The 2,971-nt window shown below is 69.8% G+C and carries 4 protein-coding genes and 2 pseudogenes; 5 read left to right on the top strand and 1 reads right to left on the bottom strand.

Annotated features, from left to right (window positions below; translation table 11 throughout):
* Nucleotides 1-34: 34 nt before the first annotated feature.
* Nucleotides 35-187: pseudogene (locus tag AC04L7_RS15635) on the top strand (LysR family transcriptional regulator); the annotation flags it as partial.
* Between the two features lie 191 nt (nt 188-378).
* Here the strand turns inward: AC04L7_RS15635 and AC04L7_RS15640 are convergent.
* Nucleotides 379-480: pseudogene (locus tag AC04L7_RS15640) on the bottom strand (hydroxyacylglutathione hydrolase); the annotation flags it as partial.
* A 58-nt stretch (nt 481-538) separates the two neighbouring features.
* Between AC04L7_RS15640 and AC04L7_RS15645 the strand changes: the two are divergent.
* The 4 genes from AC04L7_RS15645 to dnaQ are packed head-to-tail and all read left to right on the top strand — an operon-like array spanning nt 539 to nt 2,949.
* A complete protein-coding gene (locus tag AC04L7_RS15645; RefSeq protein ID WP_435997724.1) occupies nt 539-1,198 on the top strand; it encodes a class I SAM-dependent methyltransferase in 660 nt (219 codons plus the stop codon).
* A 19-nt stretch (nt 1,199-1,217) separates the two neighbouring features.
* Entirely contained in the window at nt 1,218-1,667 is a 450-nt protein-coding gene (rnhA, locus tag AC04L7_RS15650; protein WP_296280074.1) for a ribonuclease HI, read from the top strand.
* Nucleotides 1,664-2,221, top strand: a complete 558-nt coding sequence (locus tag AC04L7_RS15655) for a GNAT family N-acetyltransferase (protein WP_435997727.1) — start codon at nt 1,664-1,666, stop codon at nt 2,219-2,221. Before rnhA ends, AC04L7_RS15655 begins: the two co-directional genes overlap by 4 nt.
* Nucleotides 2,221-2,949 carry a DNA polymerase III subunit epsilon gene (dnaQ, locus tag AC04L7_RS15660; protein ID WP_296280077.1) on the top strand — a complete coding sequence of 243 codons (729 nt, stop codon included), beginning with the start codon at nt 2,221-2,223 and terminating at the stop codon, nt 2,947-2,949. Before AC04L7_RS15655 ends, dnaQ begins: the two co-directional genes overlap by 1 nt.
* The last annotated feature ends 22 nt before the right edge of the window (nt 2,950-2,971 follow it).

The raw sequence follows: 2,971 nt of genomic DNA on the forward strand, positions 1-2,971 counted from the left end.
GTACAGGACATGGCCCGTGCCTGCGACCGTCACGGTGAACGGCACCGACGCCTACCAGGCGGCCGCGCGGGCCGGCCTGGGCCTGATCCAGGCGCCGTTCGCGGGCCTGGAAGCGAGCTTGGCCGCGGGCGCGCTGGTGCAGGTGATGCCGGAGTTCAGCGCGCGCCCGATGCCGGTTTCGCTGCTCTATGCCAACCGGCGCCAGCTCGCACCGCGCGTGCTGGCCGTGATGGACTGGCTGACCGAGATCGTCGCGCCCTACTTCGTCAAGGGGCGCGGCGCCACTGTCAACGCCCCCAGCGCAGCACCATCGGGTCGAGCCGCTTCGCCGTCTCGATCAGGCCGGCGCGCGCCTCGGGGTGCATCGCCGGCAGCGGATGGCGCGGCATCGCCGGGGTCGATCACCAGCGCGTCGCCCTCGTCGTCGACCAGCGCCCAGATGTAGTTGTCCTCGAAAGCAGGCAGGGCAAGCAGGCGCATCGGGGAAAGGCTCCGGGCGGGACGGACGCCCAGGGGCGGCGTCCTCTACAATCCGAACATGCCTGCGTTCGCGTTTACCCGTCAACCCGATCCCCTGGCGTGGTTCGGGACCGGCCACGGTGGACCGTTGCTGGCGTCGGAACATGCGCGAGTGACCCAGGCGCTCACCAGCCGGACGCCGCAGCCCTGGCTCTGGATAGCTCCAGACGGGAGCGACCCGTCGCCGGTCGCCGCGCCGGCTACCCGCGGGCTCCGCCTGCGGGCCCGTGCGGGCTGCCATCGGCTGGCGGGGCAGGTCCAGTGCGGCCTGCCGCTGCCGCTGCCGACCGAAGCGATGGGGGTGATCGTGCTGCAACACGTGCTGGATGCGGGCGACCCGCAGCCGCTCCTGCAGGAGTGTTCCCGGATCCTCGAGCCGGGCGGTCGCCTCTGGCTCTTCGTGCTGAACCCCTGGAGCCCCTACCGATTGCGCTGGCGCGGCGCCGGCCTGGTGCCGCGCGCGCTGGGCCAGTGGCGCCTGCAACTGGCGGCGGCCGGCCTGGTCGTGTCGGAGCATGTGCTGCACTACGGTCCAGTCTGGAAAGGCCTAGCCGATGCCCCCGGACACGGACCTGCGCCGTTCCGTGCCGCGCGCCTGCTGCAGGCTGAAAAGCGCGTGGCCGGCCTTATTCCCCCTGCGCCCGTAGCACGCGCGTGGCGTGCCGCGCCCGCCGCCTGACCCCTTACCCCGAGAACCCATGAAACACGTCAGCATCCATACCGATGGCTCCTGCCTGGGCAATCCCGGTCCCGGTGGCTGGGCGGCGCTCCTGCGCTACGGCGAGAAGGAGCGAGAGGTCGTGGGGGGCGAGGCCCAGACCACCAACAACCGCATGGAACTGATGGCCGCCATCGCGGCGCTGGAGGTGCTGACGGAGGGTTGCCAGGTCACGCTGCACATCGATTCGCAGTACGTCCGGCAAGGCATCACCGAATGGATGCCGGGCTGGGTGCGGCGCGGGTGGAAGACCGCCGGCGGCGATCCGGTGAAGAACCGCGACCTGTGGGAACGCCTGCATGCCGCCACGGCCCGCCACCGGATCGACTGGAAATGGGTCAAGGGCCACAACGGCGACCCCGACAACGAACGTGTCGATGCGCTGGCCCGCACCGCCGCCGAGCGTTTCCGCCGGGGAGCCGTGGCGTGAGCCCGACGTTGCATCCCGGGCAGGTCGTCGTGGAGACGGCGCGCCTGCGCCTGCATGCGATGTCGGACGCGGACGATGACGACGCGGCGCTCATGCTCGCGTTGCTCAACGACGCCGCCTTCATACGCCACATCGCCGATCGCGGCGTAAGGACCCTGGACCAGGCGCGCGCGTATCTGCGTACCGGCGCACTGCGCAGTTATTCGGAAAACGGCTTCGGCATGTATGCGGTCCGCCGCAAGGACACCGGCGCACTGATCGGCAACTGTGGCTTGGTCCTACGCGACGGGCTGGAAGGCCCCGATCTCGGTTACGCACTGCTGCCCGCGCACGCAGGCCAGGGGTTCGCGCGGGAGGCCGCGAACGCCGTCATCGCCGACGCCGCCCGCCGCCTCGGCCTCGTCCGCCTGCATGCCATCGTCAATCCCGACAACGTGGCCTCGATCGGCCTGTTGCAGAAACTGGGATTCGCATTCGACAGAATGATCGTGCTGCCCCCGATCGAACATCCGGTGGACCTGTTCCACCTGTCCCTCTCCAAGGAAGCCGCCTGATGCGCCAGATCATCCTCGACACCGAAACCACGGGCCTGGAGTGGAAGAAAGGCAACCGCGTCGTCGAGATCGGCTGCGTCGAGCTGCTGGAACGCCGTCCGACCGGACGCACCTACCACCAGTACATCAATCCGCAGCGCGAGTTCGAGCAGGGCGCGGCCGAAGTCACCGGCCTGAGCCTCGAATTCCTGTCCGACAAACCGGTGTTTGCGGCGATCGCCGACGAGTTCCTGGCCTTCATCGACGGGGCCGAGCTTGTGATCCACAACGCAGCCTTCGACGTCGGCTTCCTGGACTACGAACTTTCCCGGCTCGGCGAACAGTACGGGCGCCTGTCCGACCGCGTCACCGTCGAAGACTCGCTGCTGCTGGCGCGCCAACGCTTCCCCGGCCAGCGCAATTCGCTGGATGCGCTCTGCAAGCGGCTCGGCGTGGACAACACGCACCGGCAATTGCACGGCGCCCTGCTCGATGCCCAGCTGCTGTGCGATGTCTACCTCAACCTGACGGCCGGCCAGCGCGAGATCGGCTTCGGCGGCGCGGAAGAGACGGCGTCGGCCGCGACCGCGGCGGTGGTCCAGTTCGACCCCGCGATCGCGGGCGCCCGCCCGCGGGTAGCGGTCTCGGCCGAGGAGCTCGCCGCACACGATGCCCGGCTGGCGACGTTGAGGAAGAAGGCCGGCGGCCGTTGCCTGTGGGATCCTCCGGTGCTGGACGCCACTGCCTGAGTCGCGGCCGCCGCACCCCTTC

The sequence above is a fragment of the Pseudoxanthomonas sp. LjRoot204_2 genome, assembly GCF_056175765.1.

Bases quoted from the DNA above. Each gene is read 5' to 3' on its own strand.
- rnhA (WP_296280074.1), top strand. From the start codon at position 1,218: ATGAAACACGTCAGCATCCATACCGATGGCTCCTGCCTGGGCAATCCC.
- AC04L7_RS15645 (WP_435997724.1), top strand. From the start codon at position 539: ATGCCTGCGTTCGCGTTTACCCGTCAACCCGATCCCCTGGCGTGGTTC.
- dnaQ (WP_296280077.1), top strand. From the start codon at position 2,221: ATGCGCCAGATCATCCTCGACACCGAAACCACGGGCCTGGAGTGGAAG.